Raw genomic sequence first — 26,814 nt, 5'->3', positions numbered from 1 at the left:
CGCTCACTCTGACCCGCCACATAAACGCCAGCCCCGCGACCGTCTGGTGCTGTTGGACGGACCCTGAATTGCTGGCCACGTGGTTCGCGCCGGACCCTGTTAAAGTCGCCACCTTTGAGGTTGATCCAACATCCAGCGGGCTGTTCAACGTCATCATGCAAATGCCCGGACACGATCCGACTGTGGCCCCTGCGGGCTGCGTTCTTGTCGCCTACAAAGACGCGCGTCTGGTCTGAACCCCAGCCCTTGGCCTAGGATGTGGGCCGAATCCACCACATGACACGGCGGGCGATTTTTACCTCACCGTCGATTTGACGATGACCGCTGAGGACGGCGGTTGCCGCGATACAGTCAAGGCAATGCATGCGACGCCAGCCGGCGTGCAAGCGCCAGAAAAGATGAGTTTTTTTTGAAGTTTGGGGCACCATAACTGACTGGCTCGGTGCCCTCGCAGAAGCGCAATAGATACGGGGGGCTTGCCAAATGGACTATCAAACGCTTTGATCAACGATAGCGCATTGGTCTACGTCGCATCGACCTAGCGCCTGAAGATACATTAGTACCGCGGCAGAGCAATTATATGAATATCACGTTCCTTCTCAACGGAGAGGCCGTGGAGGTGGACACCCACCCTACACAAACGCTGCTCGACTGGCTGCGCGAAACGCAAAGCCTTACTGGAACCAAAGAGGGCTGCAACGAGGGCGACTGCGGTGCCTGTTCGGTGATGATAACCGACCAAAACGGTGCGCGGACACTCAACGCCTGCATCCTGTTCATACCGCAACTTCACGGCAAATCGGTACGCACTGTCGAAGGCCTCGCGGCGCCAGACGGCACGTTGCACCCGGTCCAACAGTCGATGATCGACAACCACGGCAGCCAATGCGGATTTTGCACGCCGGGGTTTGTAGTTTCCATGGCGACGGGCCATTTGAACGGCCGCACTGACCACGACGATGTGCTTGCCGGTAACCTGTGTCGCTGCACTGGGTACGCGCCGATTGTGCGCGCCGCGCAAGCATCAGAGGGCATGCCCGTTCCCGATCACATGCGCGATCCGTCACGCCCCGATCTTGGTGACAAAACAGATATTCCAGCGCCAGAAACCAGTGATGCCGTCGCGGCGTGGTACATGGCCAACCCCGACGGCACGCTGATTGCCGGTGCCACTGATGTCGGTCTTTGGGTTACCAAAGATTTTCGCAACAAGACCGGCAAAATGGGGGAGGTCGCATTTTTGAACAGGTGCACCGACCTGCAACAAATTGATGATCTGGGCGACGCGCTGCGCATTGGCGCGGCGGTGACGATGACGGATGTGTTGGCCGCCGTGCGCACGCTGCACCCGTCCTACGCCAACATGATCCGCCGCTACGGATCCGAACAGGTGCGCAATGCCGCGACGATCGGCGGAAACATCGCCAACGGGTCCCCGATCGGGGATAATCCGCCCGCTTTGATTGCGCTCGATGCCACGCTTCATCTGCGCCATGGCGACACGAGGCGCGACGTACCAATCGCGGACTTTTTTATCGAATATGGAAAACAAGACCGTAAGGCGGGCGAATTTGTTGAGGCCGTGACGATCCCGAAATCTGCCCCCGCGTTACGCTGCTACAAGCTGTCCAAACGATTTGATCAAGACATCTCAGCGGTGTGCGGCTGCTTTAATGTGACAGTTGAGAACGACACCATCACTTCCGCGTGCATCGCGTTCGGCGGCATGGCAGGCACCCCAAAGCGCGCAGCGTTGGCAGAGGCCGCGCTGCTCGGACGGCCTTGGTCATCCAACACCATCGAGACGGCGGCCATCGCCCTTGCGGATGATTTCCAGCCCATGTCGGACATGCGCGCCTCAGCCGCGTACCGGATGGAAGCCGCACAAGGACAACTGCGCCGCTATTTCGATGACCTGAACGGCAAACAGACCAATGTTCTGGAGGTCCGCGCATGAGTGTTTCCAAACCCCTGCCCCATGATGCTGCAAAACTGCACGTCACCGGCACAGCCCGATATGTTGACGACGTCCCCATGCCCAGTGGCACGCTGCATCTGGCCTTTGGGACCAGTACCATCGCGCGCGGTACCATCCGCTCGATGAACCTAGACGCCGTTAAGAACGCCCCCGGCGTGGTGGCGGTTCTGACGGCTGATGATCTGCCCTTTGCGAACGACGTGTCGCCATCGATCCATGATGAACCGATGTTGTCGGACGGCACGATACATTATCTTGGTCAGCCAATCTTTCTGGTTGTGGCGCGCACACATCTGCAGGCGCGATTTGCAGCGCGGCAAGCCGACATCGACTACACAAAAGAAACCCCGATCCTGAGCATCGAAGACGCGCTTGCAGCGGATGCACGATTTGAAGACGGCCCGCGCATTTACACAAAAGGCGACGTTGACGCCGCGCTCACGTCAGCCCCAAACCGCCTGACTGGCCGCCTTGAAATGGGCGGGCAGGAGCACTTTTATCTTGAAGGACAAGCCGCGCTCGCGCTGCCGCAAGAAGGGGGCGATATGGTGGTGCAGTCATCCACTCAGCACCCGACGGAGATTCAACATAAAGTCGCCGAAAGCCTTGGAGTGGCGATGCATGCAGTGCGCGTCGAAATCCGCCGCATGGGTGGCGGGTTTGGTGGTAAAGAAAGCCAAGGCAACGCCCTTGCGGTGAGTTGTGCTGTCGCCGCGCAGTTGACGGGCAAGCCTTGCAAAATGCGTTATGACCGCGACGATGACATGACAATCACCGGAAAGCGCCACGATTTTCGCATCGATTACGATGTGGGATTTGGTGCTGACGGGCGGCTGACGGGCGTGGATTTCACCCATTACACCCGCTGCGGCTGGGCGCAGGACTTGTCGCTTCCGGTGGCGGATCGCGCCATGTTGCACGCCGATAACGCCTATTTGCTGCCTGCTGCGCGGATCACGTCACACCGGCTCAAGACGAACATGCAAAGTGCGACAGCGTTTCGTGGGTTCGGCGGGCCGCAAGGCATGTTCGGCATTGAACGCGTGATGGATCACGTGGCGCATGTGTTGGGCCAAGACCCTTGCGAGGTGCGGCGCATCAATTATTACGCTGCGGCGCCTACGGCGGGCGGACCCTCCGGGGGGAGTTTTCCGGCCAAGATGAAGCCTGAAGAGAAGATTGAAACTGCCGACCTTGCGCGTCGTAGCGCGGTCAACGCGGCGTCTGGTTCTGGCGGTGCGCATCGGTTTGGTGGCGCACACTCGCCGACAACACCAAAGCGCGACAACACGACGCCGTACGATATGGATGTCACCGATTTTATCCTGCACGAAATGACGGACAAACTGTTGAACGACGCGGACTATGACGCGCGTCAACAGGCGGTTTCTGCGTGGAACAACAGCCATGCAACCCTCAAGAAAGGGATCGCGTTCAGCCCTGTCAAATTCGGGATTTCGTTCACGCTGACCCATCTTAATCAGGCGGGCGCGCTGGTGCATGTGTATCAGGACGGGTCTGTTCAACTGAACCACGGCGGCACCGAGATGGGACAGGGTTTGTTCCAGAAAGTCGCGCAAGTGGCGGCGTCGCGGTTCGGGATCGATATCACATCGGTCAAGATCACCGCGACCGACACAGGCAAAGTTCCCAACACATCCGCCACGGCCGCGTCGAGCGGGACAGATTTGAACGGCATGGCTGTGCAGAAAGCCTGCGATATCATTCGCGACAGGATCGCCGCCTGCCTTGCAGAATTACACGAGGTCAAACCTAACGCAGTGACGTTTCGCGATGGGCAGGTCTTTGTCGACGATCAAGGAATGTCGTTTGCCGCGGCTGCCAAGATCGCCTACGAAAACCGCGTCAGCCTGAGCGCAACAGGGTTTTACAAAACCCCAGACGTCGCATGGGATCGCATCGCGGGCAAAGGCCGACCATTCTTTTACTTCGCCTATGGAGCGGCAATTTCAGAGGTCGTGATAGACACGCTGACTGGTGAAAATCGCCTGTTGCGGGTTGATGTGTTGCACGATGCGGGCGCGTCGTTGAACCCCGCATTGGATATCGGCCAGATTGAAGGCGGCTATGTCCAAGGCGCAGGCTGGCTTACGACAGAAGAACTGGTTTGGGACGGCGCAGGTCGTCTTCGGACCCATGCGCCTTCCACCTACAAAATCCCGGCCTGTTCGGACCGCCCCGAGGTGTTCAACGTCTCGCTGTGGGACGGCGAAAATCCGGCGGAAACGATTTACCGATCTAAGGCCGTTGGTGAACCGCCATTCATGTTGGGGATTTCCGCGCATTTGGCCTTGGCCAACGCCTGCACTGCCTGCGGGGCGACATATCCTGACCTGCAAGCCCCCGCGACGGCGCAAGAAGTATTGCAAGCTGTGAAGCGATCCCGCGCGTGAGCGATTTTATAACCGTATCCGTGACCGCCACCAAAGGGTCCGTTCCCCGTGACGCAGGCGCGACGATGCGGGTTTGGGCGGACCGTCAGGACGGGACGATTGGCGGCGGCGCGTTAGAGTTTGAGGCCACACATATCGCGCGGCGGATGCTGGCGGGTGGTGAACGGAAAAAACAGCGAACGATGCCCCTCGGTCCCGATTTGGGGCAGTGTTGCGGCGGTGCTGTTACGTTGGATTTCAGCCATGACGCTGTGGCGCTCGAACCGACTGAGGCACCACTCTGGATTTGGGGCGCGGGCCATGTGGGGCGTGCGATTGCTGGCGTTCTCGCGCCACTTAACGACCGTCACATCACGTTGATCGACACAGCCGCAAACCGGATGCCCGACACTTTGCCCACCAATGTTTCACCGCTCGTGGCAAACGATCCGGTGCGCGCCGTGGCGCATGCGCCGCAAGATGGCGACCACCTGATCCTAACCTATTCACATGACATTGATCTCGCGCTTTGCGATGCGCTGCTGCGGCACGGATTTGGCAGTGTCGGTCTGATTGGATCAGCAACCAAATGGGCGCGGTTTCAATCAAGGCTCGCCTCAATGGGGCATTGCGGCAAACTCATTGCCCGCATTGCGTGCCCGATCGGTGATCCATCGCTTGGAAAGCACCCGCAGGCCATTGCCGTAAGCGTCGCGGCCACGCTAATCTTGGCGTCAGCTGACATCACTACAGACACTAAAGCAGGGGAACGCACCGGATGACCGAACCGCTTATGAAACTTGACGGGCTGACCAAAGCCTATCCCGGTGTTGTCGCCAATTCGGATGTGTCGTTTAATATCGCGGCTGGTGAAGTCCACGCATTGCTTGGTGAAAACGGCGCTGGTAAATCCACTTTAGTCAAAACTATTTACGGATTGGTTAAGCCCGACAGCGGCACGATGACGCTAGACGGTGTGCCGTTCACCCCTGCTGAACCACGAGCGGCGCGTGCGGCAGGTATCACCATGGTTTTTCAGCATTTTTCATTGTTTGAGGCATTGGATGTCGCCGAAAACGTCGCCCTTGGGATGGAAAATCCACCGCCTATGCGTGACTTGGCCCAGCGCATTACGGATGTTTCGAAGACCTATGGTTTGCCGCTTGATCCAACACGAATCGTGGGTGATCTGAGTGCGGGGGAGCGCCAGAGGGTCGAGATTATTCGCTGCCTTCTGCAAGACCCAAAGGTTTTGATCATGGACGAACCAACGTCCGTTTTAACCCCGCAAGAAGTTGACGTGTTGTTTGAAACCCTGCGCAAGTTGAAATCCGAAGGCACAGCAATTCTTTATATTTCTCATAAGCTTGAGGAAATTCGCGCCCTGTGTGATCACGCGACGGTCCTGCGATTAGGACAGGTCGTGGGCACCTGTATTCCGCGCGAAACGAGCGCACGCGAAATGGCGGAGCTGATGGTTGGTGGCACGTTGCATGTGCCCAACCGTGAGGCTGGCGCTGTTGGCGAAACCCTCATGCAGATCAAAGGCTTATCCGCGCTATCCCCCGCTGAATTCGGGACGTCGTTGAAAGATGTCACGCTCGATATTCGGGCTGGCGACGTCATCGGCATTGGCGGTGTGGCGGGTAACGGGCAGGATGAATTGTTGGGCGTGCTGTCGGGTGAGATCAGGGTCGGTCCGGGGCAGATTAGCTTTCTAGGTCAAGATATTGGCCATCTGCCACCCGACTCGCGGCGGACTTTGGGCATTTGTGCTGCACCAGAAGAACGTATGGGCCATGCGGCGGCGCCCGATATGTCACTGACCGAAAACGCGGCGTTGACGGCGAGAAAGCGTAAGGGTTTGACAAAGAACGGATTTATTGACTGGGGCAAGACGCGCGCCTTTGCCGAAGAGGTGATTGAACGCTTTGATGTGCGCACGCCTGGACCGGGCAATGCGGCGCGGTCTTTGTCGGGGGGCAACCTGCAAAAATTCGTCATTGGGCGGGAAATTCTTCAGGATCCCCAGATCCTTATCGTCAATCAGCCAACTTGGGGTGTGGACGCGAGTGCAGCGGCGGCGATCCGGCAGGCGCTATTGGACCTTGCGGCGAATGGTGCGGGCGTCATTGTGATCAGCCAAGACCTTGATGAACTTATGGAAATTTCGGATTTGTTTGCCGCCTTGAACGAAGGGCGACTGAGCAAACCGCGCCCTGCACAGGGTCTGACGGTTGACGAAATTGGCCTGATGTTGGGCGGTGCGCATGATATGGAGGTTGCCCATGTTGACTGATTTTGAGCGGACACACAGCGTACACAACCTGTACACACCCTGTATGCCAATGATGTTGCAGGTGGGGTCATGATCGCGCTGGAAAAACGCCCGCAGCCGTCGCAATTCTGGACCTTTGCAGCACCGATTGTGGCGGTGATCCTGACGATAATTTTTGGTGCGGCGCTGTTTGGGCTGCTTGGCAAGCCGCCGATTGAGGCATTGGGCAAGATTTTCTGGGAACCGCTGTTTGGCGAGTTCAACTTTTTTTATCTGCCGCAACTGTTGATCAAGGGCGCACCTTTGGTTGCCATCGCGTTGGGCCTGTCGTTGGGGTTCAAAGCGGGCATCTGGAACATTGGGGCCGAGGGGCAATACATCATCGGCGCGCTGTGTGGTGCGGGCGTCGCGCTGGCGCTGTATCCGATGGAAGCACGCTGGCTGATCTTTCCGGCGATGCTGATTGCGGGCGCGTTTGGCGGGTTCGCATGGGCGATGATACCGGGCGTATTACGGGTGAAATTCGGCACCAACGAAATCCTTGTGTCGCTGATGCTGGTCTATGTCGCGGAGCAATTGCTGGCGTCAATGGCGCTTGGGTTGATGAAAAACCCCGAAGGGTTCGGCTTTCCGGGGTCGCGCAATCTGTCGCAATATTCATCGGCAAGCAGTTGGATCGACCAATCCAACGGCATGCATTGGGGCGTCGTCATTGCCCTGATCGGGGTGATCTTTGCTTATATCCTATTTGCCAAACACATCCTCGGCTTCCAGATCAAACTGGCGGGCCAAGCGCCGCGGGCGGCAGCGTTTTCCGGCGTCAGCCCAGCGCGGTTGATCTTGTTCTGTCTGGGCACGTCGGGCGCATTGGCGGGGCTTGCGGGATTGACCGAAGTCGCCGGACCTGCGGGCTTGGTGAGCATCGATTTCAACGTCGGCTACGGATTCACGGCCATTATCGTCGCATTCTTGGGCCGATTGCATCCGGTGGGCATCTTGTTCGCGGGCGCGCTGATGGCTCTGACCTATATTGGCGGCGATGTGGCGCAATCCTCGCTCGGGCTGCCCAAAGCCGCGATACAGGTGTTTCAAGGCATGTTGCTGTTCTTCCTACTTGGCGTTGATGTGCTGACGAATTACCGTGTTCGTATTAAGCAGGGGGTTGTTGCATGAGTGTATTCGCCAAACCAATGCCAATCATTATGGGCGCACTGATGGGGCTGATGATGATGTGGATGCTGCATGGTGCGATGACGGGCGATGCTGGTATCACGGGCTGGGCGCTGATCGCGTTTCTGGGGGCGCATCTCGCGATTGCTTTGATTATTGCCGTCGCCGTTGTCTTTGCCGCGCGATTTTCACCGCGCAGCCATGCGTGGATCAACCGCTTGCACCGCCCGTCCCTGCGTCATGTCGGTGCGATGCTAGGCAGTGCAATTTTTGTCGCGGGTGCGTTGCATCTGGGCTTTCATGGAATGGGGGCGTTTGATGTTTGGCTCAATTGATCCGCTGCTGCTGCTGGCCTCTCTTATGGTTGCGGCGACGCCCATTCTGCTCGCCGCGATTGGCGAGCTTGTCGTAGAGCGGTCCGGTGTTCTGAACCTTGGCGTTGAGGGGATGATGATCACGGGATCGATCGTAGGTTTTATTGCGGCGATCACCACAGGGTCACCTTGGCTGGGATTTATCGCAGCCGCCCTAAGCGGTGCCGCGATTTCGTTGCTGTTCGGTATTTTGACGCAGTACTTGATGTCCAATCAGGTGGCCACGGGTCTGGCGTTGACGCTGTTCGGGCTCGGGCTCGCGGCGCTGCTGGGACAGGGCTATCTGGGCGTCAAGGCACCCGCGTTTCCCGATTGGCACATTCCATTGCTGGGCGACATTCCGGTGATTGGTCCGATTATTTTCCAGCATGACCCGATGGTCTATGTCGGGCTGGCCATAGTCGCCGGTGTCTGGTGGTTCCTGAAGAAAACCCGCGCGGGGTTGGTGTTGCGGGCTGTGGGTGAAAACCACGAAGCGGCCCACGCGCTTGGCTATCACGTCGTGCGTACGCGCCTGTTGGCGATCATGTTTGGTGGTGCCTGTGCCGGTCTTGGCGGCGCATATTTGTCCATCGTGCGGGTGCCGACCTACGCCGACAGCCTGACGGCGGGTGCGGGCTGGATCGCGCTGGCGATTGTTGTCTTCGCAAGCTGGAAACCCGGGCGTCTTTTGCTGGGTGCCTATTTGTTCGGCGGCGTGACCGTTTTGCAGCTAAACCTACAAGCGGCAGGCGTTCAATTTCCGGTCATCTTGCTCGCATTGAGCCTGATCGCAGTCGGCGTCGCCGGATTGATCAGCCTCTGGCGTAAGGATCGCCTTAAATCATTGGGGTCTGCGGTATCCGTTGCCCTTGTTGCGGGCGGCACGATCTGTATTCCACTGTTGTCGGGTAAAATGGCGCCGTTGAAGGTCGAGTACCTTTCTATGTCGCCCTATATTGCCACCATCCTCGTTCTGGTCATTATGTCTGCCAGCGGAGCGCCGGGATCACTCGGCAAGATATTCCACGCCTCGCGCTGAGGCACATTTAGAAAAATCCTAGGGGGATTACACATGTTGAGAAGAACACTTTTGGCGAGCGCTGCGGCAACAGCCATGTTGGGCGGCGTCGCATTGGCTGATGGCCACGAACCAACCAAAGTCGGTTTCGTTTTCGTTGGCCCCGTCGGTGACGGCGGCTGGACATATGAGCACAACCAAGGCCGTTTGGCTGTCGAAGAAGCCTTCGGTGATCAGGTCGAAACCGTGTTCGTTGAAAGCGTGCCAGAGGGTCCGGACGCCGAACGCGTGATGACGCAGATGGCACTTGAAGGTGCCGACCTGATTTTCACAACGTCGTTTGGCTACATGGACCCGACGATCAACGTCGCGGCGAATTTCCCTGACGTTCGTTTTGAACACGCAACAGGCTACAAGCAGGCCGACAACGTGTCCGTCTATTCCGCACGTTTCTACGAAGGCCGCGCCGTTCAGGGGCACATTGCGGGTCAGATCACCGAATCCAATATCATCGGCTACATCGCGTCTTTCCCGATCCCGGAAGTTATTCGTGGGATCAACTCTGCCTACATTCACGCGCGTGAAGTGAATCCTGACGTCGAGTTCAAGATTATCTGGGCCTACACATGGTTTGATCCGGCCAAAGAAGCCGAAGCGGCCGCTGTTCTAATCGAACAAGGCGCTGATGTGATTTTGCAGCACACTGATTCCACAGCACCACAAGCCGCAGCGCAGGCGGCGGGCAACGTCTATACATTCGGTCAGGCATCCGACATGTCCGAATTCGGCCCAATGCCGCGCGTGTCCTCAATCATTGATGACTGGGCACCCTACTACATCGCGCGCACGCAGGCAGTTATGGATGGCACATGGGAAAGCACATCCACATGGGACGGTATCGGCGCTGGCATGGTTGGCATCGGTGAGATTTCCGACGCGATCCCAGCTGAAGTAAAGGCATCTGCAGAAGCCTTGGTCGCGCGTTTGGCGTCAGGCGAATACCACGCGTTCACCGGTCCGATCAACAAACAGGACGGCTCTGTTTGGCTCGCTGAGGGTGAGACTGCGTCCGACTATGGCGACGATGGTCTAGCCGGCATGGCGTTTTACGTCGAAGGGCTGACAGCGGAAATTCCGCAGTAATCAACCTAACTGAGGTTGAATAGATGGCGAACGAAGGGGCCCGCGTCATGGCGGGCCCCTTTGCCGTTGAGCAACAGGTGCTTGCAAGTATTGCAGTGTTTCCGAGAGTCAGGCTGCACGTCATGCCCGCAACAGATCAACGATCAATAAAGGGCTTGCTAAGGACATTTACTGATCCGGCGCGGCTGGATGCTTTGTCAAAAAGCGGGCTGATAGACTCGGTTTCCGAAAAAATATTAATCGATGGTGAATGGAGCGTTGAATGGGATGTGGACGGAGACACGCTGGTTGTTACGTGGCGCGAAACCCATAATAACATGGATGAGAGCAGTGTCGACGAAGACGGCGCAGACGCAGCCGGATTTGGCACGACGCGGTTTAAGTTAAACATCGAACAAAAGCTGGGCGGCACCCAAGAGCGGGTATTCTCTGACAAGCAGATGAGCCTGATTTTGCAGATTCCCGTCAGCGCGTTGGAGAGCTGATGAAGGCCCGATCTGATCCAGCGTCCTAGTTTTGGGCTGCAGTCCAATATACTTCTAGAATTCCGCCGCAATGCCCCCCAAAGTGCCCGCAACCAATAAGGGGGGCGAACCATGCTCAATCGCGATGCTGGCGGAACTGACACTAGTGGACGGGCGTGCCGAACCGCGCTGACAACACAATCTGGCGCTCGTCTTGCACCTGCGGCCTACGGCACGATGCAATGGGGCGGCACCGCCGACCTCGGCGCGGCGCAGGCAATGTTTGACGCCTGTTTGCATGCCGGCATCCGGCATTTCGACACGGCCTTTGTGTACACCGATGGTAAATCCGAAGAGTTTTTGGGCGACATTGCGGGCAACCGCGACAATGTGTTTGTGGCTACCAAGGTCGCCTACAATCAGCCTGCCACCACCACTAATATCCGCACCAGTTTTGATGTTAGCCGCAAACGACTAAGACGCGACTGCGTCGATTTGCTGTACATGCATCGTTTTGACGACACGACGCCGTTAGAACAAACATTTGAGGCATTGGCAGGTCTGCAATCAGGTGGCGCGATCCGGTTTATTGGCGTCAGCAATTATGCCGCGTGGCAAGTTATGAAAGCCCAAAGCGTGGCCGCCACATTCGGCACGAAGATCGACGTGATCCAACCGATGATGAACCTAGTGAAACGACAGGTTGAGGCCGAGATACTGCCGATGACGCGCGATCAGGGGATTCAGGTCTGCGCCTATTCACCGCTTGGGGGCGGGTTGCTGACCGGAAAATATGGCGGCGGTGGCGACGGCAGGTTGGCAACAGATGCGCGCTATGCAGCCCGCTACGGCCCACAATGGATGCACGAGGCCGCACAAGGTCTGGCGCAGATTGCCGCTGATGTGGGTGTTGATGCTGCGACGCTCGCGGTGGCGTGGTTGCGCCGCCATGCGCCGGATGTTCACCCCATTTTATCGGCGCGATCTGTCGCACAGTTGACGCCGTCTTTGGATGGGCTGACGTTTGACATGGATGATGACACCTACATCGAGATCACGGCGCTGTCGCCCGCCCCGCCCCCCGCCACGGATCGGATTGAAGAAGCATGATCGACTTTCTCGTCATTGGTGGTGGTATTGCGGGTACGTCCGTGGGAGCGCGCTTGTCGCATCTGGGGCACGTCGTGGTGTTGGAACGCGAAACCGCGCTGGCCTATCACGCGTCGGGGCGATCTGCGGCCATGTTTGAAGAAAGCTACGGCGCGCCTTCCACCATCGCGCTGAACAAAGCCAGCCGCGATTATCATTTTGAGGCAAATGGCGGTGTCACCAGCCCGCGCGGATTGATGCTGATTGGTACGGCAGACAGCACGCAAGCCTTTCAGACGGATTTGGTGGACATGCAGTTGCAGCAAATCGGCGTTGATGATGCCCGCGCGATGATTCCGATCCTGAACAATTCCGTCACGCAAATCGGCTATAGTGCGGGCGCATGGGATTTGGACACGGATCTTTTGGTGCAGAATTTCGCCCGCGAAGTGCGGGGCAATGGCGGCATGGTGCGAACGTCGGCGGAAGTGACCGCTGTGGCCCGCACCGCAACAGGCTGGGATGTCACGCTAGGCGAAGAAGTCCTGTCCGCACGTAATTTGGTTAATGCAGCAGGTGCGTGGGTCGATGTGATTGCACAAAAGGCAGGCATTGCGCCCTTGGGCGTGACGCCGCTGCGCCGATCCATGGCACGCATTCCAGCACCGGGCGGGCATGATGTGTCAAGCTGGCCGATGCTATTTGGACCAGGGGAAAACTGGTACGCAAAGCCAGACGCGGGCGCGTTGATCGTGTCGCCCGCCGACGAAGTTTTAATGCCGCCAATGGACGCTTGGGCGGATGATATGATGCTGGCCGAAGGGTTGGCGCGCTACGAGGCGCATGTCACCGAACCAGTCACACAGATGCTGTCAAACTGGGCGGGTCTGCGCACGTTTGCGCCGGACAGGAATTTGGTATTGGGGCCGGATGCCCGTGATGCGTCGTTCATTTGGATGGCGGGGCAAGGTGGTTACGGATTTCAAACAGCGCCCGCTGCCAGCCAGTTGGTCGCGGATTTATTGGCGGGGAATACGCCGCAGATCGCGGCTGAAATGGTGGCAAAACTTGTCCCACACAGGTTTGCTTAAGCGCGGCGGGCGGTGGTGGCGCAATCGCGGCAAATCTGGTAAATTTGCCCCGCGAGGGATGGTTGTCTGCGCGATTGAACCTGCGCGACGCCAGATACGTTGACCCTGTTGGCACAACGCGCAAAACTGCCCAATGATTAGCAGAACAGACCCAAATTTCGACGTAATCAACGCGATGGTCGATGAATTCACGCAAGCGATGGGGTTCATTGGAACGCCCGATGTAGAGCGTATTTTCACATCGCATTTGTTGCCGTTGGAGCGACAGGTGTTGCGGGTGACACTGGGTGAGAAGATCTACGCGCTGAAACTCGACTTTACGTCCGATGTAACAGAACGTTTAGCCAAGGAATTTGCAGGGCTCGAAAAGCTCAGCGCGCATTTTCAGACCTACGACAAATTGGGCACCGCGCCGCCGATTTATCTGTCAAAAACGGGGACGTTTTTCGCGATGAATTTCCTTGATTTTCGCACTGCAGGGGAGCGACTGAAAGAGTCCCAACAGGTCCAGACCACGCGGCAGGTCTATCGTCGTGCGGGGCTTTGGCTGACAGCAATGCATGAATTCAAGTCCCAAAAACGCAGCCCGTTTTACGGCGAATGGATGCCGATAGAGGTCGACGCGCGGATAGACGACGGGCAGATGCGTGCGCCCGCACAAGACGTGGCACGGATGCGCGATATCCTTGCGGACCAAATCGATGCCGTGCAGATGATGAAAGACACCCGCGTCTGGAGCCATGGCGATTTTCACAGTGAAAACATGATGCTAGGTTCAGGAATAACCTATGCGTTTGATCTGACCGAAGCGCGCATGAAGCTGGCAATCTATGACATTGGTAACTCCCAAGCACCCCAGCCGATAACGGGTTTTTGTCAGTTTTGATGTGAGTCTCCTTGGCCATTAGGCGCATGAATTTTCTGTTGTGGTCTGAATTTCGTGGCGCTGTGACGATTTCTCTGAATCATTGGTGGAATGGACCAAGTTACTGCTCTTGAACAACTCCTCGCCACGGCTCTGCGCAGGATCGCCGAGTTGGAAGCCGCGTTGGCGAGCATGGCGCAAGAGAATGCGGATCTGCGGCGTCAGTTGGCCAAGAACAGCAGTAATAGCAGCAAGCCGCCTTCGAGTGATGGGTTGAAGAAACCGGTACCGCGTAGCCTGCGTGGTAAGTCCGGTAAGAAAAGTGGTGGTTAAGTTGGCCACCGAGGTGACACCCTACGTCAGACAGCAACGCCTGACTTTGTGGAGCGACATGAGGCTGAGGCCTGTGGCACCTGTCAGCATGGCTTGACGGCTGGGATGATCAAGGCGGTGGAGAGGCGTCAGGTTTATGACATACCGGTGCCGCGTCTGGAGGTCACAGAGCATCAGGCAGCGATTTATTGTTGTGGCTATTGCCGAGCCACGACGACAGCCACCTTTCCCGATGGCGTGAATGCACACGTGCAATACGGTAAGCGCATTCGGGCGGCGGCGGTCTACTGCAATGTTCAGCAGCTGATCCCCGAGGATCGGGTCTGCCAACTCCTGCGTGATTTGTTTGGTGCCACCAGCCTATGCGCGGCCAGCGTGACCAACTGGGTGAACGGCACAGCGCGTACCTTGGGTGGCGTCGTCGAACACATTCTGGCCCGGCTCAATGAAGGCGGCGTTCGGCATCTGGATGAGACCGGACTTCGTGTTGATGGTAAGCTGCACTGGCTGCACTCAATCAGCGATCTCGCCTTCACGCATTATCGCATCAGCGCCAAGCGCGGTGCTGTTCCATCCTTCCTGACCGGCGGGACAATTGTTCATGACCACTGGAAGTCCTATTACGCCCATATGAGTGGGGTGGACGCGCACGCCCTGTGCGGGGCGCATCATTTACGGGAACTCAAGGCCATCGAAGAAATCGAAAAGGAGCCGTGGGCGTGCGCGATGAGCGTGCTGCTCAACAGCGCCAATCAGCTCAAGTGCGCGGCTCAGGGGCGAGGCGAGACCGAACTCCCCACGTCGGTTCACCACGGCATCCTCACCAAATACATGGCGATCCTCACCGAGGGCCTCGCCTTCCATGAGCGACAAGACCCACTGGCTAGACGCACTGGTGCGCGAGGCCGAAAAGCCAGGCGGCCAGGCCATAACCTTCTGGTCCGCTTGCGCGACTACCGTGATGACGTCCTAAGGTTCCTTACGGACTTCACAGTTCCCTTCACCAACAATCAGGCCGAATGGGACCTGCGCATGATGAAGTTGCGCATGAAAATCTCGGGAACTTTCCGCACCCTCGAGGGCGCGCAGGTCTTCGCTGACATCAGATCCGTCATCTCGACGGTCAGAAAACACGGGGGCAATATCCTCGAAACACTCACCCTATCACCACAACAGATCATCGCTCGGCTCTAACGTCGCAAGGGCAACACAAAACCCGATATCCGATGGGGTCCTTGGGAGTTACTGACATTGTCGACTTTCTAAAGGTGGATATTTACCGCGATGGGACAGGCGAAATGATTGACCGGTCCGGTATCATCGCCAGCCACCGCGAGATGTTTTTCAGGGGCTACAAACACAGTGTACAGCCGGAATTGTTCGACGTGGCGATGCGGGGGCGGTTATTGATTGATTGGGCGTCGATCACCCAGCAGGCGTATTTCGAGGATCGCGATTGCCAACGCAAACAGCTTGCGCGGCTCAAAGAGCGGCTTGATATCGCGTTTGGCAGCTAGATTGGCGCCGCCCGCCAGCGTGAATGGCGGGCGGGCGGGCGGCGGCTGAATGTCAAAGCGATGCGTCTTTGCGGATCGTTTCGTTTTTGGGATCATAGGGGCTGTCTTGCACGACTTCAGCGTCCCACAATTCACGGAACATCCGCACTTTGACCTTTGTGCCAACTTCGCACAACTCCAGCCGCAGGTAGCCCATGCCAATGGATTTGTTGAAGGCGACGGAATAGCCGCCAGACGTCAGGCGGCCAACTTTTTGACCATCATGGATCAACGCCTCACGGCCCCACGGGTCGGCATCGCTTGGGCCGTCAATAAGCAACGTGACACATTTTGACCGGATGCCGATGTCTTCCATCGCCGCCTTGCCGTTAAAGTCTTTGTTAAGGTCGACAAAGCGCGGCAAATCCGCCTCAAGCGGGGTCGCGTCGCGGCCAAGTTCGGTGCCAAACGCGCGGTAGGATTTTTCCTGCCGCAGCCAGTTTTGCGCCCGCGCACCAACCAGTTTCATACCGTGCGGTTCGCCTGCTTTTTCGAGCAGATCAAACAGGTAGTTCTGCATTTCCATCGGGTGATGCAGTTCCCATCCAAGTTCACCAGTATAGGCGACGCGGATCGCGTTGACCGGACACATGCCCAGTTCGATCTTTTTCGCGCTGAGCCATGGAAAGCGTTTGTTGGTCAGTGCTGTTGCGGGGTCCGGATCGTTGATGACCGCAGTCAAGACATCGCGCGATTTTGGGCCCGCGATGGCAAAGACACCCCACTGGGTGGTGACATTCTGACATTCGATCCGACCAAATTCCGGTTCTTTGTCTTCAATCGCTTTGCGCAGGTAATCTGCGTCATAATCTGTCCAACCGCCTGCGGAAACGAGGTAATAAGACTCTTCGCCGTTGCGCACGATCGTGTATTCCGTGCGCGTGGTGCCGTGGGCTGTCAGCGCGTAGGTCAGATTGATACGACCGATTTTCGGCAGTTTGTTGGTGGTGAACCAATCCAGGAATGCGGTTGCACCGGGCCCTTTTACGACGTGTTTGGTAAAGGCTGTGGCGTCAATCAGGCCAACACCATCGCGGATCGCGCGGGCTTCGTCAACGGCGTGCTGCCACCAGCCACCGCGCTTGAAACTGCGCCCGTCGTGGTCGTAGTTTTGCGGTGCATCAAGCGGGCCAAAATAGTTCGGGCGTTCCCAGCCGTTGACCCAGCCAAACTGTGCGCCACGGGCTTTCTGGCGGTCATAGGCGGGGGCTGTGCGCAGCGGGCGACAGGCGGGGCGTTCTTCGTCAGGGTGGTGCAATGTATAGACGTGGTCGTAGCATTCCTCATTTTTGCGGGCGGCAAATTCGGTCGTCATCCAGTCGCCGTAGCGTTTGGGATCAAGGGACGCCATGTCGATCTCGGCTTCCCCATCGACCATCATCTGCGCAAGGTAATAGCCCGTGCCGCCTGCCGCCGTGATGCCGAATGAAAAGCCTTCGGCGAGCCACATGTTGCGCAGGCCCGGCGCGGGGCCAACCAGTGGATTGCCGTCAGGTGTGTAGCAAATCGGGCCGTTGAAATCGTCTTTCAGGCCGCTGTCTTCGCAAGACGGGACGCGATGGATCATCGCCAAGTATTGCTCTTCGATGCGTTCCAGATCGAGCTGGAACAGGTCGGCGCGAAAGCTGTCCGGCACACCATGTTCAAACACCGCAGGCGCGTTCTTTTCGTAGACGCCCAAAATCCAACCACCGCGTTCTTCGCGCACGTAGCTTTGTGCATCAGCGTCGCGGATCACGGGGTGTTCTGCGTTGCCAGCCGCGCGGTGTTCGACCAGTTTAGGGTCCTGATCCAGAACAACAAATTGATGTTCAACAGGGATCGCTGGCATCTTGATGCCAAGCATTTTTGCCGTGCGTTGCGCGTGATTTCCCGATGCGGTGACAACGTGTTCAGCGGTGATGACGACCTGTTCGTCAGATGGCACAAGGTTGCCACCCTTTTCGATCATTTTGGTGCAGGTCACGTCCCACGCGGTGCCGTTCCAATCGAACGCATCGGCCTGCCATTTGCGAACAATTTCAACGCCACGTTGCCGCGCGCCTTTGGCCATCGCCATCGTCACGTCGGCGGGGTTTATGTAGCCGTCGGTCTGATGATAAATCGCGCCCTTAAGATCGTCAGTGCGGATCAGCGGCCAGCGTTCCTTGATCTGTTCGGGCGTGAGCCATTCAAACGGAACGTCACAGGTTTCTGCGGTCGACGCATAGAGCATGAATTCCTCCATGCGTTCCTGCGTCTGTGCCATGCGCAGGTTGCCAACGACCGCAAAGCCCGCGTTCAGGCCGGTTTCAGCCTCAAGTTCCTTGTAGAAATCGACGGAGTATTTGTGGATGTGCGTTGTCGCGTAGGACATGTTGAACAAGGGCAGCAATCCCGCCGCGTGCCAAGTGGAACCCGATGTCAATTCATCACGTTCCAGCAACATCACATCGTCCCATCCGGCCCTTGCCAAATGATACGCGATTGAGGTTCCGACGGCACCGCCACCAATGACCAAGGCTTTGACTGTAGTTTTCATGGCTGCGACTCCCGTGCGGCATTTAGGCGTAATCTGCCGCAAATGCGCGCGTCTGCCCAAACCCACCCGACTTGAAACGTATCAAAACCGACCAAGCGTGCATTTCTCAGCAACTAATCGATTTAGGGCAATCGTTCGCTGTTCGCCTGCTCTGCAGGCCCTTGGACGACAGAACTGCAATTCAACCCTAGAGAGAGCCGCATTAATAACAATTTGTAACCAAGTGAAGCAAAATTACGACAGAGGTTGGAGTCCACGCGAATTTCCCTTTGAGAACCTGAGTAGCACCCCTATCTTGACCCGTGAGTAAAGTGAGAGAGCCGTGCTAAGCGGCCCCGCGAGGAAAGCAGTAGATGACACGTATTGGATTACTGGCGCTTGGCGCCGGAATGTTTTTAGGGGCATGCTCCCTGCCCGAAATCACGTCACGTTCGGACAGCAGCGACACGCTGTATTCCGGCTTTGAAAGCGCGGACAGCTACACGCCACGACCGATTGGGACGCGCAGCGAGAATAATTTCATGCGGTTTTCCACCATGAGCCTTGTCCGTTAAAATATAAGACATCCGACTGTATGGCAGTGATGGACGGCTGCATGCGTCTAACGATGCACGATACGCCGTCTGAACCTTTCCCGCATTCCGGCTACGGTGAGGAATCCCCTACTCGACATTTACCACGCTCTCATTGACTTTAGGGAGATTGATAGGAGTTGACAGATGCGAAATATGGATTTGATGGACGCCGCGCGGCTTGCTGAAAACAGCTATAAGGGTAGCGTACATTTGCCGCCCATTCGTTTGAATATCAACGAAAGTCACGTGCAGGCGTTTTTGCTGATGGACAATACATTAGTCATTCCGGGCAGCAATGAACTGGTGGATTACACCAAGTCCAATTTGGTGACGGGCAAGCAGAAGATTTCGTGGGATAAGATGGGCAAAGCCGCCGGAAACGCGATTTGGCACAAGGGCTTTGCAGGCCACGCAGCGACCATTGCCAACAAGCTTGGGACCCTGAGGCCAACTTTTATCATTGGCCATTCGTTGGGCGCTGCGGCGGCACAGATTTTGGGCTGCATCTACGGTGTTCCGGCGATCGGCTTTGCATCCCCGATGCCACGGCACGGTAAAACGCGGCTCAAGCATGAGGGGTTGGTGCTTAACGTGGTGCGCAACGACGATATCGTCTGCCGGATGCCACCGAAAAACTTCGGGTTTTGCCGCGTGGGCAACACCGAAGTCATGCATCCCGCGTCATCAAACCCGGGCGAGGATCATTCCATGCCGCATTACATCAAGCTGATGGAGATCGAACGCCGCCAAGGGAAAATTGTCAAAAGCTGGCCCCATTAGGCGGCGTTGCAAAAACCATTACAACATTGAGGGTACGACTAGATCGGGCGGGCGGTGGCCATCTTGGAAGGTTTTGATGTTGAGCAGGACTTTCTCACCCATTTCGATACGCCCTTCCAGCGTCGCGGACCCCATATGTGGCAGCAGAACAACATTTTTAAGCTCGCGCAGGCGCGGGTTCACGTCCGTGCCGTTTTCATAGACATCTAAGCCGGCCCCCGCGATATCGCCGGAGCGGAGCAAGCGGGTCAGGGCGTTTTCGTCGATCACCCCACCACGGGCCGTGTTCACGATAACTGCGTCCTTTTTCATCAGCTTTAGGCGCCGCGCGTTCATCAAATGGAACGTGGCAGGCGTGTGGGGGCAGTTGACCGAAATGATGTCCATCCGCGCCACCATCTGATCTAGGCTTTCCCACCATGTCGCATCGAGCTGGTCTTCGACTTCTGGACGCAAGCGGCGGCGGTTGTTGTAGTGGACTTGCATGCCAAAGGCGCGCGCACGTCTGGCGACCGCTTGGCCGACACGACCCATTCCAAGAATGCCCAGCCGTCGGCCCGCAATCCGCCCGCCCATCATCGCTGTCGGGGCCCAACCGTTCCAGTCGCCCGATTGCATCAGCGCCAGACCTTCGGGGATGCGGCGGGTGACTGCCAGTATCAACGCCATCGTCATGTCGGCGGTGTCATCAGCCACGACACCGGGTGTATTGGACACCAAAATCCCGCGTTGTCGGGCGGTTTGGACATCGATATGATCCACACCCGCGCCGTAACTGGCGATCAGTTTAAGGCGATCACCTGCCTGCCCGATGACTTTGGCGTTAATATCATCCGTGACGGTCGGGACCAGAACATCGCAGGTCTGCATCGCAGCCACGAGATCTGCGGATGTCATCGGCGTATCGTCATCGCGCAGTTTAACGTCGAACAATTCGCGCATCCGCGTTTCGACTGCGTCAGGCAACCGTCGCGTGACGGTAACACTTAGGCGTTTGCTTGGCATGATGATGATCCCCTCGCTTGCCCGAACGGGCTGTTGCGTGACAAGGTGCCTGTAAAGGTCCGGCGGCACAAGAACCGCCATAAAAATTCAGGGCCAATTGAGGACGCAGGTTATGAAAGCAGGACGCGTAAAAACCGTTTTGATGGCGATCGCCTTGGCGATGTCATCCCCTTTGGCGCAATCTGTTGCCGCACAAGAGACTGTCGTGCCAATTACATCTGTGCAGAGCGACCGTGGGCCCGTAACAAACTTGCCGATGCCGCGTTACGTATCCCTGAAAGCAAACGAGGCGAATGTGCGTCGTGGCCCGTCGCTGTCGCACCGGATCGACTGGGTCTTCCAACGCCGCGACATGCCGTTGCGCGTGGTCGGCGAATACGGCCATTGGCGTCGCGTCGTGGATCGCGAAGGCATGGGCGGCTGGGTGCATTATTCACTTTTGTCGGGCAATCGCACCGTGATCATCGACCGTGACCTACTGGTGTTGCGCAGGCAGGCCATCGCTGCGTCCACAGAAGTTGCCATCCTAGAACTTGGCGTCATTGCTGATCTTGGCGAATGCCAAATTGATTGGTGCAGACTTCGTGCAGACGGCTATCGGGGCTGGGCCCCGAAAGCCGACCTGTTTGGCGTAGGCGCGGACGAATTGCGCGATTAGGTCTAGGGCCCCGCGAGGCGGCTATTTTTCGCGCCCGCGAGGCCGGACATGGCCTAACCTGCCAACCCGCGTCCCTTGAGCAGGGCCGTTGCATCCGGCATCGCGCCCCGAAATTTCAGGTACAATTCTGCTGCGTCTTCTGACCCACCTGCCGATAGAATGTGGGTTTCCAGCTTTTTAGCCATATCAGGGTCGAACGGCCCGCCGTTTTCCTCAAACGCCTGGAACGCATCGGCGTCCATGACTTCGGACCACATGTAGCTGTAATAGCCGCTGGAATATCCATCACCGGCAAAGACATGGGCGAAGTGCGGTGTGGCGTGGCGCATACGAATGGGGCGCGGCATGCCAATATCTTCGAGGATTTCGGCCTGCTTTTGCATTGGATCAGCGGGGGCATCTTCGCCCGCGTGAAATTCCAAATCGACCATCGCGGACGCGACATATTCCACCGTAGAAAAGCCCATGTCGTAGGTCGCAGCACCCAACATGCTGTCCAACAAATCGCGCGGCATTGGTTCACCTGTGTCGGCGTGGGTCGCAAATTCTTCAAGAACTTCAGGAACTTCCAGCCAGTGTTCGTAAAGCTGGCTAGGCAGTTCGACAAAATCGCGCGCCACAGAGGTTCCGGAAATCAATTCATACGTCACATCTGACAGCATCTGGTGCAGCGCATGGCCAAATTCGTGAAACAACGTGCGCGCATCATCATATGACAACAGGGCCTTCTGTCCGGTTGGTGGTTTGGCAAAGTTACAAACATTGATCACTTGGGCACGGATGTCGCCTGCCAGTTTTTGCTGGCTGCGCATCGCCGAACACCATGCGCCGGAGCGTTTTGAGCTGCGTGCAAAATAATCACCAATAAAGACGGCCATATGTTTGCCGTCGCGCGTCACGTCCCACGCGCGGCAATCGGCGTGATATAAAGGCGCATCAATGGGCGTGAATTCAAGGCCGAATAGGCGATTGGAACACGAAAACGCGGCTTCGATCATCCGGTCGAGTTGGAGGTAGGGCTTCAATTCAGCCTCGTTGAGATCATGTTCCGCAGCCCGGCGTTTTTCGCTGTAGTAGCGCCAATCCCAAGGCTCAAGCGGGCCGGATTCATTGTCATTATGCATCATCGCTTGCAGCACAAGCGCGTCTGCCTCGGCGGAGGCTTTGGCAGGTTCCCAGACCTGCATCAACAAGGCGCGCACCGCGTCAGGGGTTTTAGCCATTTGTGTTTCAAGCTTGTAGTCCGCAAAGCTGTCATAACCCAAAAGGTTCGCACGTTCCGCCCGCAGGCTGAGGATTTCGCCCGCAAGTGCGCGGTTGTCGGTTTCGCCGCCATTGGCGCCGCGCGCTGTCCATGCCTCATAGGCTTTTTCACGCAGATCGCGGCGCAAAGAGAACTGCAAAAACGGTACGATCAGCGAACGTGACAACGTCACAATCGGCCCGCCGCCGTCCTTTTCTTGTCCCGCAGATTTGGCGGCCGCGATAAGAAAATCCGGCAGTCCCGCAACATCATCAAGCGGCATAAACCAGCTGCGTTCATCGGCCAAAAGGTTCTGTGTGAACCGCGTCCCAAGCACGCTAAGTCGTTGTTTTACGTCTGCCAAGCGATCAGCAGCGAACCCTTCCAATTGCGCACCGGATCGAACGAAATTGCGCCGCGTCAGCAGCAAAACGCGGGCTTGTTCGTCCGTTAGATCCAGATCGTCGCGGGTGTTCCACAGGGTTTCAATCCGCGCAAACAATGCGGTGTTTGCAGTGATCTCGGATGAATAGGCGGACAACATCGGGGAAAAATCGCGCATCAATTCTTCGCGAACGGGATTGCTGTCGGCCCCTGCCATGGCAAAGAACGGCGACAGCGCCTTTTCCAGCGGCGCATCGGCCAGCGAAAGCGCCTCAATCGTGTTGGCGAATGTCGGGTCAGACCCATCGCAAATCGCAGCAATCGCGGCGCGCGCATCAATCAATGCCGCATCTAGCGCGGGTGCGAAATGTTCGTCTTCAATTAGATCGAAGGGCGGCAATTCAAACGGGGTGTCCCAAGAAGTGCGCAGCGGATTTGTCATTAATAATCTCCTTTGGGTGGAACCTATGCAGTCTGGTCGTAATCTTCCACCCCACCTAATCCGCACTAACCCCCAGATTGTTTTTTCCCGCAAATGATGTTCCAGGCGACGCAAGCCGAGCGACAGGCCAATCGTCATCGTCAGATAGATCAAGGCCAATACATTGTAGCTTTCAAAGTAGCGAAAATTTCCAGCGGCTGTGATTTTGCCCGCTTGGGTCACGTCCAAAACCCCAAGGACGGACACAAGCGAGGAGTCCTTTACCATCGCGATGAAATCATTGCCCAAGGGTGGCAAAATTCGGCGGAACGCCTGTGGGAAAACGATGTGTCGGAACCTGCGCCATGGGCTTAGGCCCAATGCCTCTGCCGCCTCGATCTGGCCCTTTTCGATGCTTTGCAATCCGGCGCGAAACACTTCGGCGATGAACGCCGAATAGCCGATTGTCAGCGCGATAATCGCCCGCCACAACAGGCTGAAATCACGGTTGCGGATCGGGTCAAAACCGAGAGTTCCAGTGATCCAATTGAACAGCGCGACCATGCCGGGTGCGAGCACGAACGCCACATACAGCAGCAAAACGATGATCGGCACGCCGCGCACAATTTCGGTATAAAGCCGCGCGGTTTGGCGCACGACAATGAAGCGCGACGTCGACATCAACGCGAGGCCAAGCCCCATGGTTGCGGCCAATGTAAACCCGACGAGCGTCACAAAAACCGTGATCCATATGCCTTTGGACAGGGTTTGTAGGACTTGAGTGTACAAATCGTCTGTCAGCACGCGCCAAAAGAAATAGCCGCCCACCGCCAAAACGATGAGCAGCCAATACGGGAAATCCTTGTTTTGTTGCGGCGCGGGCATCATGGCCTTGCGCGACTATCCTGCCCTTATTGGCCCAGCTTGTGGTCCAAGAACCAATGGGTGTTCAGCGCGTCTATCGTGCCATCGCTGCGCATATCGGCGATCGCAGCATTGATCGGGCCCACCAAATCGGAGCCCTGCGGAAAGATAAACCCGAAGTCTTCGGAACCCAGTTTTTCGCCCACAACCTTAAGCCCGCCATCGCTGGCATCGACATACCCCGCCGCTGCGACACCGTCAGTCAGCACCAAATCAACGTCGCCATTGCGCAATGCCGCAACGCCCGCGCCAAAGGTTTCAAACAGTTGAATGCGTGGGTTGGCCTCATTCGCGTCAAGCACGTCATAGACCGCGAGGCTCTTCTCCGCTTTGTTGAGTTATTCTAGGATTTCAAATAGAACATAGATTGATTATCTGGGATGGATGATTGTCTAATTTTGAGTTTGAAGTATTCGGTATCCCTGATGCCCCTGGCTCGTTTGCGGATCATTCCTATACTGACATTACAAGCCTCTATCCTGGCGCTTGTCAGCTTGTGTTTCGCGTAGTTGCATATGCCCACACAATGTTTTCTTAGTGATTTTGCGAACTTTTTCAGATAGAGCATGTGTGACTGATCTGCGATCAGGCACCAATTTTCCAGTTGCTCTGACATCCCCTCAAATGATGGGGCGCTCCACAGAGCCTGAAGCTGTTCTTTTAAGACGTAAAGCGTATTCAGGTTGCTATTGCTCTCCAGCAACGTTTGCAGCTTGTTACTTTGTTTTTCATTCAACTTATCCGCATTTTTGAGCAACAGATAATGCGTGCCCTTCATCAACTCTTTACCACTTTGATCGGCCTTCCTGAACTCAAGGCGACGCTGATTATGGATAGCCTTGCTGTAGTTTTTCATGACGTGGAAACGGTCAAATACGATGTCGGCCATCGGCAAGGACTCCCTGACAGCCTTTTGGTAGGCAGGCCCCATATCCATCGACACGGCCTTTATTTTATGGGCTGTATCTGGCCGCAGCTGTTTCAAAAACCTTGAAAAAACGTAACTCCCAAGCACCCCAGCCGATAACGGGTTTTTGTCAGTTTTGATGTGAGTCTCCTTGGTTATTAGGCGCATGAATTTTCTGTTGTGGTCTGAATTTCGTGGCGCTGTGACGATTTCTCTGAATCATTGGTGGAATGGACCAAGTTACTGCTCTTGAACAACTCCTCGCCACGGCTCTGCGCAGGATCGCCGAGTTGGAAGCCGCGTTGGCGAGCATGGCGCAAGAGAATGCGGATCTGCGGCGTCAGTTGGCCAAGAACAGCAGTAATAGCAGCAAGCCGCCTTCGAGTGATGGGTTGAAGAAGCCGGTACCGCGTAGCCTGCGTGGTAAGTCCGGTAAGAAAAGTGGTGGTTAAGTTGGCCACCGAGGCGACACCCTACGTCAGACAGCAACGCCTGACTTTGTGGAGCGACATGAGGCTGAGGCCTGTGGCACCTGTCAGCATGGCTTGACGGCTGGGATGATCAAGGCGGTGGAGAGGCGTCAGGTTTATGACATACCGGTGCCGCGTCTGGAGGTCACAGAGCATCAGGCAGCGATTTATTGTTGTGGCCATTGCCGAGCCACGACGACAGCCACCTTTCCCGATGGCGTGAATGCACACGTGCAATACGGTAAGCGCATTCGGGCGGCGGCGGTCTACTGCAATGTTCAGCAGCTGATCCCCGAGGATCGGGTCTGCCAACTCCTGCGTGATTTGTTTGGTGCCACCAGCCTATGCGCGGCCAGCGTGACCAACTGGGTGAACGGCACAGCGCGTACCTTGGGTGGCGTCGTCGAACACATTCTGGCCCGGCTCAATGAAGGCGGCGTTCGGCATCTGGATGAGACCGGACTTCGTGTTGATGGTAAGCTGCACTGGCTGCACTCAATCAGCGATCTCGCCTTCACGCATTATCGCATCAGCGCCAAGCGCGGTGCTGTTCCATCCTTCCTGACCGGCGGGACAATTGTTCATGACCACTGGAAGTCCTATTACGCCCATATGAGTGGGGTGGACGCGCACGCCCTGTGCGGGGCGCATCATTTACGGGAACTCAAGGCCATCGAAGAAATCGAAAAGGAGCCGTGGGCGTGCGCGATGAGCGTGCTGCTCAACAGCGCCAATCAGCTCAAGTGCGCGGCTCAGGGGCGAGGCGAGACCGAACTCCCCACGTCGGTTCACCACGGCATCCTCACCAAATACATGGCGATCCTCACCGAGGGCCTCGCCTTCCATGAGCGACAAGACCCACTGGCTAGACGCACTGGTGCGCGAGGCCGAAAAGCCAGGCGGCCAGGCCATAACCTTCTGGTCCGCTTGCGCGAACTACCGTGATGACGTCCTAAGGTTCCTTACGGACTTCACAGTTCCCTTCACCAACAATCAGGCCGAACGGGACCTGCGCATGATGAAGTTGCGCATGAAAATCTCGGGAACTTTCCGCACCCTCGAGGGCGCACAGGTCTTCGCTGACATCAGATCCGTCATCTCGACGGTCAGAAAACACGGGGGCAATATCCTCGAAACACTCACCCTATCACCACAACAGATCATCGCTCGGCTCTAACGTCGCAAGGGCAAC

The 26,814-nt window shown here is 56.9% G+C and carries 24 protein-coding genes and 4 pseudogenes; 22 read left to right on the top strand and 6 right to left on the bottom strand.

Translation table 11 applies throughout. The annotated features are described in order from the left end of the window. Positions 1-8 precede the first annotated feature (8 nt). The 16 genes and pseudogenes from OA238_RS29605 to OA238_RS02645 all read left to right on the top strand — a co-directional run bounded on the left by OA238_RS29605 (position 9) and on the right by OA238_RS02645 (position 15,695). Positions 9-236 carry an SRPBCC domain-containing protein gene (locus tag OA238_RS29605; protein ID WP_083906634.1) on the top strand — a complete coding sequence of 76 codons (228 nt, stop codon included), beginning with the start codon at positions 9-11 and terminating at the stop codon, positions 234-236. Positions 237-580: 344 nt separating this feature from the next. Then, positions 581-1,957, top strand: a complete 1,377-nt coding sequence (gene xdhA / locus OA238_RS02715) for a xanthine dehydrogenase small subunit (RefSeq protein WP_015493978.1) — start codon at positions 581-583, stop codon at positions 1,955-1,957. Beyond that, positions 1,954-4,392, top strand: coding sequence for a xanthine dehydrogenase molybdopterin binding subunit (gene xdhB, locus OA238_RS02710; protein ID WP_015493977.1), 2,439 nt, complete (start codon positions 1,954-1,956; stop codon positions 4,390-4,392). Before xdhA ends, xdhB begins: the two co-directional genes overlap by 4 nt. Then, positions 4,389-5,153, top strand: a complete 765-nt coding sequence (gene xdhC, locus OA238_RS02705) for a xanthine dehydrogenase accessory protein XdhC (RefSeq protein ID WP_044036174.1) — start codon at positions 4,389-4,391, stop codon at positions 5,151-5,153. The genes xdhB and xdhC overlap by 4 nt, the downstream gene beginning before the upstream one ends. After that, positions 5,150-6,670, top strand: coding sequence for an ABC transporter ATP-binding protein (locus OA238_RS02700; protein ID WP_015493975.1), 1,521 nt, complete (start codon positions 5,150-5,152; stop codon positions 6,668-6,670). Before xdhC ends, OA238_RS02700 begins: the two co-directional genes overlap by 4 nt. A gap of 69 nt (positions 6,671-6,739) precedes the next feature. Next, positions 6,740-7,822 carry an ABC transporter permease gene (locus OA238_RS02695; RefSeq protein ID WP_015493974.1) on the top strand — a complete coding sequence of 361 codons (1,083 nt, stop codon included), beginning with the start codon at positions 6,740-6,742 and terminating at the stop codon, positions 7,820-7,822. Then, positions 7,819-8,154: a hypothetical protein gene (locus OA238_RS02690; RefSeq protein WP_015493973.1), complete on the top strand. Its 336-nt coding sequence runs from the start codon at positions 7,819-7,821 to the stop codon at positions 8,152-8,154. The genes OA238_RS02695 and OA238_RS02690 overlap by 4 nt, the downstream gene beginning before the upstream one ends. Beyond that, positions 8,138-9,214: an ABC transporter permease gene (locus tag OA238_RS02685; RefSeq protein WP_015493972.1), complete on the top strand. Its 1,077-nt coding sequence runs from the start codon at positions 8,138-8,140 to the stop codon at positions 9,212-9,214. Before OA238_RS02690 ends, OA238_RS02685 begins: the two co-directional genes overlap by 17 nt. Before the next feature lie 33 nt (positions 9,215-9,247). Then, a complete protein-coding gene (locus OA238_RS02680) occupies positions 9,248-10,336 on the top strand; it encodes a BMP family ABC transporter substrate-binding protein (RefSeq protein ID WP_015493971.1) in 1,089 nt (362 codons plus the stop codon). Positions 10,337-10,359: 23 nt separating this feature from the next. After that, entirely contained in the window at positions 10,360-10,821 is a 462-nt protein-coding gene (locus OA238_RS02675) for a hypothetical protein (RefSeq protein WP_015493970.1), read from the top strand. 111 nt (positions 10,822-10,932) lie between these two features. Next, the gene (locus OA238_RS02670) at positions 10,933-11,910 is read left to right on the top strand and encodes an aldo/keto reductase (protein ID WP_015493969.1); all 978 of its coding nucleotides are present in this window, start codon (positions 10,933-10,935) and stop codon (positions 11,908-11,910) included. Next, the gene (locus tag OA238_RS02665) at positions 11,907-12,980 is read left to right on the top strand and encodes an NAD(P)/FAD-dependent oxidoreductase (protein WP_015493968.1); all 1,074 of its coding nucleotides are present in this window, start codon (positions 11,907-11,909) and stop codon (positions 12,978-12,980) included. The genes OA238_RS02670 and OA238_RS02665 overlap by 4 nt, the downstream gene beginning before the upstream one ends. 133 nt (positions 12,981-13,113) lie before the next feature. Then, positions 13,114-13,866 (top strand): phosphotransferase family protein, encoded by a 753-nt coding sequence (locus OA238_RS02660; protein WP_044036172.1) that lies wholly within the window; start codon positions 13,114-13,116, stop codon positions 13,864-13,866. A gap of 90 nt (positions 13,867-13,956) precedes the next feature. Next, on the top strand, positions 13,957-14,178 hold the full coding sequence (locus OA238_RS33435; RefSeq protein WP_015495645.1) for a DUF6444 domain-containing protein: 222 nt from the start codon (positions 13,957-13,959) through the stop codon (positions 14,176-14,178). Between the two features lie 15 nt (positions 14,179-14,193). After that, positions 14,194-15,372: pseudogene (gene tnpC / locus OA238_RS02650) on the top strand (IS66 family transposase); the annotation flags it as partial. 41 nt (positions 15,373-15,413) lie between these two features. After that, positions 15,414-15,695: a hypothetical protein gene (locus OA238_RS02645; RefSeq protein ID WP_144055811.1), complete on the top strand. Its 282-nt coding sequence runs from the start codon at positions 15,414-15,416 to the stop codon at positions 15,693-15,695. Between the two features lie 52 nt (positions 15,696-15,747). Here OA238_RS02645 and OA238_RS02640 read toward each other — a convergent pair whose 3' ends face one another. After that, positions 15,748-18,255: a GcvT family protein gene (locus OA238_RS02640; RefSeq protein ID WP_015493966.1), complete on the bottom strand. Its 2,508-nt coding sequence runs from the start codon at positions 18,253-18,255 to the stop codon at positions 15,748-15,750. Positions 18,256-18,608: 353 nt separating this feature from the next. Between OA238_RS02640 and OA238_RS02635 the strand changes: the two genes are divergently transcribed. Both OA238_RS02635 and OA238_RS02630 read left to right on the top strand, forming a co-directional pair. After that, positions 18,609-18,809, top strand: coding sequence for a hypothetical protein (locus tag OA238_RS02635; protein WP_044036165.1), 201 nt, complete (start codon positions 18,609-18,611; stop codon positions 18,807-18,809). A 165-nt stretch (positions 18,810-18,974) separates the two neighbouring features. Then, positions 18,975-19,610, top strand: coding sequence for a lipase family protein (locus OA238_RS02630; RefSeq protein WP_015493965.1), 636 nt, complete (start codon positions 18,975-18,977; stop codon positions 19,608-19,610). 18 nt (positions 19,611-19,628) lie between these two features. Here the strand turns inward: OA238_RS02630 and OA238_RS02625 are convergent, their stop codons facing one another. Continuing rightward, entirely contained in the window at positions 19,629-20,615 is a 987-nt protein-coding gene (locus OA238_RS02625) for a 2-hydroxyacid dehydrogenase (RefSeq protein WP_015493964.1), read from the bottom strand. 112 nt (positions 20,616-20,727) lie between these two features. Between OA238_RS02625 and OA238_RS02620 the strand changes: the two genes are divergently transcribed. Continuing rightward, complete coding sequence (locus OA238_RS02620) at positions 20,728-21,273, top strand: SH3 domain-containing protein (RefSeq protein ID WP_015493963.1); 546 nt, start codon at positions 20,728-20,730, stop codon at positions 21,271-21,273. A gap of 53 nt (positions 21,274-21,326) precedes the next feature. Here the strand turns inward: OA238_RS02620 and OA238_RS02615 are convergent, their stop codons facing one another. The 4 genes and pseudogenes from OA238_RS02615 to OA238_RS02605 form a co-directional block, all read right to left on the bottom strand. Continuing rightward, complete coding sequence (locus tag OA238_RS02615; protein WP_044037835.1) at positions 21,327-23,342, bottom strand: M3 family metallopeptidase; 2,016 nt, start codon at positions 23,340-23,342, stop codon at positions 21,327-21,329. A 108-nt stretch (positions 23,343-23,450) separates the two neighbouring features. Then, positions 23,451-24,206, bottom strand: a pseudogene (locus OA238_RS33430) (amino acid ABC transporter permease); the annotation flags it as partial. 26 nt (positions 24,207-24,232) lie between these two features. After that, a pseudogene (locus tag OA238_RS02610) lies at positions 24,233-24,562 on the bottom strand (type 2 periplasmic-binding domain-containing protein); the annotation flags it as partial. Between the two features lie 26 nt (positions 24,563-24,588). Further along, a pseudogene (locus OA238_RS02605) lies at positions 24,589-25,245 on the bottom strand (ISL3 family transposase); the annotation flags it as partial. Between the two features lie 137 nt (positions 25,246-25,382). On the opposite strand from OA238_RS02605, the gene OA238_RS33425 reads away from it, so the two are divergent. From OA238_RS33425 to OA238_RS34405, 3 genes are all read left to right on the top strand, one after another. Continuing rightward, positions 25,383-25,604 (top strand): DUF6444 domain-containing protein, encoded by a 222-nt coding sequence (locus OA238_RS33425; protein ID WP_015495645.1) that lies wholly within the window; start codon positions 25,383-25,385, stop codon positions 25,602-25,604. Between the two features lie 105 nt (positions 25,605-25,709). After that, a complete protein-coding gene (locus OA238_RS32460) occupies positions 25,710-26,567 on the top strand; it encodes an IS66 family transposase (protein ID WP_144055810.1) in 858 nt (285 codons plus the stop codon). Beyond that, positions 26,467-26,799, top strand: coding sequence for an IS66 family transposase (locus OA238_RS34405; RefSeq protein WP_144055809.1), 333 nt, complete (start codon positions 26,467-26,469; stop codon positions 26,797-26,799). Before OA238_RS32460 ends, OA238_RS34405 begins: the two co-directional genes overlap by 101 nt. Positions 26,800-26,814 lie beyond the last annotated feature (15 nt).

This window comes from Octadecabacter arcticus 238 (assembly GCF_000155735.2).
Taxonomy (GTDB): domain Bacteria; phylum Pseudomonadota; class Alphaproteobacteria; order Rhodobacterales; family Rhodobacteraceae; genus Octadecabacter; species Octadecabacter arcticus.
The sequence above is the reverse complement of the archived record's forward strand: the minus strand, read 5'-3'. Positions and strand labels throughout refer to the sequence as shown.

Excerpts from the sequence above, each read along its gene's own strand:
- OA238_RS02675 (WP_015493970.1), top strand. The coding sequence starts at position 10,360 with ATGGCGAACGAAGGGGCCCGCGTCATGGCGGGCCCCTTTGCCGTTGAG.
- xdhB (WP_015493977.1), top strand. The coding sequence starts at position 1,954 with ATGAGTGTTTCCAAACCCCTGCCCCATGATGCTGCAAAACTGCACGTC.
- OA238_RS02640 (WP_015493966.1), bottom strand. The coding sequence starts at position 18,255 with ATGAAAACTACAGTCAAAGCCTTGGTCATTGGTGGCGGTGCCGTCGGA.
- OA238_RS02625 (WP_015493964.1), bottom strand. The coding sequence starts at position 20,615 with ATGCCAAGCAAACGCCTAAGTGTTACCGTCACGCGACGGTTGCCTGAC.
- xdhA (WP_015493978.1), top strand. The coding sequence starts at position 581 with ATGAATATCACGTTCCTTCTCAACGGAGAGGCCGTGGAGGTGGACACC.
- OA238_RS02670 (WP_015493969.1), top strand. The coding sequence starts at position 10,933 with ATGCTCAATCGCGATGCTGGCGGAACTGACACTAGTGGACGGGCGTGC.
- OA238_RS02680 (WP_015493971.1), top strand. The coding sequence starts at position 9,248 with ATGTTGAGAAGAACACTTTTGGCGAGCGCTGCGGCAACAGCCATGTTG.
- OA238_RS02695 (WP_015493974.1), top strand. The coding sequence starts at position 6,740 with ATGATCGCGCTGGAAAAACGCCCGCAGCCGTCGCAATTCTGGACCTTT.
- OA238_RS32460 (WP_144055810.1), top strand. The coding sequence starts at position 25,710 with ATGATCAAGGCGGTGGAGAGGCGTCAGGTTTATGACATACCGGTGCCG.
- OA238_RS02635 (WP_044036165.1), top strand. The coding sequence starts at position 18,609 with ATGACACGTATTGGATTACTGGCGCTTGGCGCCGGAATGTTTTTAGGG.
- OA238_RS34405 (WP_144055809.1), top strand. The coding sequence starts at position 26,467 with ATGAGCGACAAGACCCACTGGCTAGACGCACTGGTGCGCGAGGCCGAA.
- OA238_RS02690 (WP_015493973.1), top strand. The coding sequence starts at position 7,819 with ATGAGTGTATTCGCCAAACCAATGCCAATCATTATGGGCGCACTGATG.
- OA238_RS02615 (WP_044037835.1), bottom strand. The coding sequence starts at position 23,342 with ATGACAAATCCGCTGCGCACTTCTTGGGACACCCCGTTTGAATTGCCG.
- OA238_RS02665 (WP_015493968.1), top strand. The coding sequence starts at position 11,907 with ATGATCGACTTTCTCGTCATTGGTGGTGGTATTGCGGGTACGTCCGTG.
- OA238_RS33425 (WP_015495645.1), top strand. The coding sequence starts at position 25,383 with ATGGACCAAGTTACTGCTCTTGAACAACTCCTCGCCACGGCTCTGCGC.
- OA238_RS02620 (WP_015493963.1), top strand. The coding sequence starts at position 20,728 with ATGAAAGCAGGACGCGTAAAAACCGTTTTGATGGCGATCGCCTTGGCG.
- OA238_RS02700 (WP_015493975.1), top strand. The coding sequence starts at position 5,150 with ATGACCGAACCGCTTATGAAACTTGACGGGCTGACCAAAGCCTATCCC.
- OA238_RS02630 (WP_015493965.1), top strand. The coding sequence starts at position 18,975 with ATGCGAAATATGGATTTGATGGACGCCGCGCGGCTTGCTGAAAACAGC.
- OA238_RS02685 (WP_015493972.1), top strand. The coding sequence starts at position 8,138 with ATGTTTGGCTCAATTGATCCGCTGCTGCTGCTGGCCTCTCTTATGGTT.
- OA238_RS33435 (WP_015495645.1), top strand. The coding sequence starts at position 13,957 with ATGGACCAAGTTACTGCTCTTGAACAACTCCTCGCCACGGCTCTGCGC.
- OA238_RS02660 (WP_044036172.1), top strand. The coding sequence starts at position 13,114 with ATGATTAGCAGAACAGACCCAAATTTCGACGTAATCAACGCGATGGTC.